Source organism: Methylomonas sp. BG-2 (genome assembly GCF_057766305.1).
The window spans coordinates 1-2521 of sequence record NZ_JBYMAP010000376.1; the positions used below are offsets into that span (position 1 = coordinate 1).

2 protein-coding genes are annotated in these 2521 nt (G+C 53.2%); one reads left to right on the forward strand and one right to left on the reverse strand.

The window, feature by feature from the left end:
* Positions 1 to 241 precede the first annotated feature (241 nt).
* Entirely contained in the window at positions 242 to 1657 is a 1416-nt protein-coding gene (locus AC3B8H_RS20335; RefSeq protein WP_488443341.1) for a sigma-54 dependent transcriptional regulator, read from the reverse strand.
* 236 nt (positions 1658 to 1893) lie between these two features.
* On the opposite strand from AC3B8H_RS20335, the gene AC3B8H_RS20340 reads away from it, so the two are divergent.
* Positions 1894 to 2521, forward strand: a 628-nt coding sequence (locus tag AC3B8H_RS20340; protein ID WP_488443342.1) for a CNNM domain-containing protein, incomplete at its 3' end; no start/stop codon positions are given.

The window sequence follows — 2521 nt, forward strand, 5'->3', positions numbered from 1 at the left end:
AAACCAGCCAGATACAAGCCGACTGTCACGCCGGGCGTTTCCGGCCGCGCCGCGCCGAAACCCAACCCAATCAGGACACCTAACAGTGCCGCGATAAAAATCTGTTGGTTCAGCGACCTCAACATGATTGCCACCGTCCCATCCGCGGCGCGACCAGAATTCCAGCACCCAATATGCGCATCGAACCGCGGCAATCTCTAAATGATACTTGGCAAATGTGCGCTACGAATGTCATTCGCGGTTAAGCCGCATCTACTTTGCGCAGCTTTTCGACCAAGGTGGTTCGGCGCATATTGAGTAATTTGGCGGCATGCGCCACGACCCCGTTGCATTCTTCCAGCGCCTGACGGATCAATTCGTTCTCCAGTTCCGTGAGATATTCCTTTAAATCGATCCCTTGCTCGGGCAAGTGTATCGCCCCGACACCACCGGGTGCCGCCACGCCCAGACCCTGATGATCGACGGGACGGTAGATGTGGATTTCCGGGTCAGGCAAAGCCGCCGGTAGATGGTCCGGTACTTCATAGGCTTGAAATTTTTCCGGTAAATCGCCGGTATCGACCAACGCATCAGGCTTAATGATGGCCAGCCGTTCGATCAAATTCGACAACTCCCTGACATTCCCCGGCCAATGGTGCTGCGACAAGACCGCGATCGCGCGAGGACTCAGTCTGACGGAGCCGCGATTCTGAGCTTCCATGCGGCCGATCAGATCGTTTACCAGATAAGGAATGTCTTCGACGCGTTCGCGTAGGGCTGGAACTTCGATCGGGAACACGTTCAAACGGTAGAACAAATCCTCCCGGAACCGTTTTTCCGCAATCTCTTGCTCCAGTTGCCGGTGAGTTGCCGCTACGATACGCACATCACAGTGTATCGTTTTATTACTACCCACACGTTCGAACGTACGTTCCTGCAATACTCTCAACAGTTTGACCTGCATCGGCATCGGCATGTCGCCGATCTCATCGAGAAACAAGGTCCCGCCCTCGGCCAACTCGAACCGGCCTTGCCGGGCGGTCAACGCGCCGGTAAACGCGCCTTTTTCGTGGCCGAACAATTCGCTTTCCAGCAACTCGCCGGGAATCGCGCCGCAATTGACCGGTACAAAAGGCTTATCCCGGCGGGAAGAGCCGCGATGTAGGGCTTGGGCGACCACCTCCTTACCCGTGCCCGACTCTCCCAAAATCAATACCGTGGCATCGGACTTGGCGACTTGATCGATCAATTCGCGCGTCCTGGCGATCACCCTGCTAATACCGGCCAAGCCCTTATCGGAACGTGATTTTTTCGGTAACTCGGCAGGTTGAAAACTATCCAGCAATTGAATCAATTCCGGATAAACCGTGGGCCATTCCAGAGTCTTGGCAATTAACTGGTGCACCGGGCTCGCTAGCGCCTGCTGGCCGCCGGGCTCGGCCAACACCACAATCGGCGTTCGACTTGCCACGTCCGCGATAGACTTAATCAAAAACGCCAATTTATCGTTGGAACCGCCGACAAACACCACATCCGCCTCGCGGCATCGTTCCGGTGCCGTTTCGAACGCCTTCGCCGTAATGGTGTTTACCGGGTATTCCAAAAACTTGAGTACGGTTTCCACTTGCTGAACCCGAACAGGGTGGTCGTCAATCAGTAAAATTTCTGGCAAAGCCATGCGTTGATTCTCTGGAATAGCCTGACGGTACGATTTAGGGTAGGAACGGTCTTTAAGTTAAGCACCGAAACCCCACATTGTCAAAATGCTGGTTTTTCAATTTATTGCAATAAATTGTTGAAGAGATTTGAACGATACCGGGGGCCAGCCCCGCAGTTACCAGGACGCGGAGACTTGACAAAAACTCCCCAGTAGAGAAACTAAGCCGATGTTCCACTGCCCAGAGCACCGTTGCCTTGAACGATATTTCCCTTAGTATACTCTTCGGTATACTGGTCGCTTTGTTGTTGACTTCAGCGTTTTTCTCAGCCTCTGAAACCGCGCTGATGACGCTAAACCGTTACCGCCTGCAACATCTCGCGAAGAAAAAGCACAAAGGCGCGATCAAGGCCCAAACGCTATTAAAGCGACCGGAGCGTTTGAACGGGCTGATCGCCCTAGTTTACCATCTGGGAATTGTTCTCACTGCTTCGCTAACAACCGTCATTGCGCCGCGTCTCGGGGGCGAGCCGCTGATCTTGCCGGCCTTGGCGATTCTAACCGGCTTAATCCTGGTTTTTTCAGTCAGTATTCCCAAAACCTTAGCCACCCTCAAGCCTGAAAATTTCGCATTCTTTTCCGCCTGGTTTTTTGTCCCTCTATTGAAATTACTTTATCCGGCGGTCTGGACCCTGAATTTACTATCCAGGTTGTTGCTGCGAATTCTCGGCGTCAACAGCACCAAAGCCGGCTTGGTGACCCGGGATAAGGAAGAATTGAAAAACATTGTCTCCGACGCCAATCATTCGATGCCGACCCGCTATCAAAATATGCTACTCAGCATCTTGGATCTGGAATCGACCAGCGTCGCCGACATTATGACGC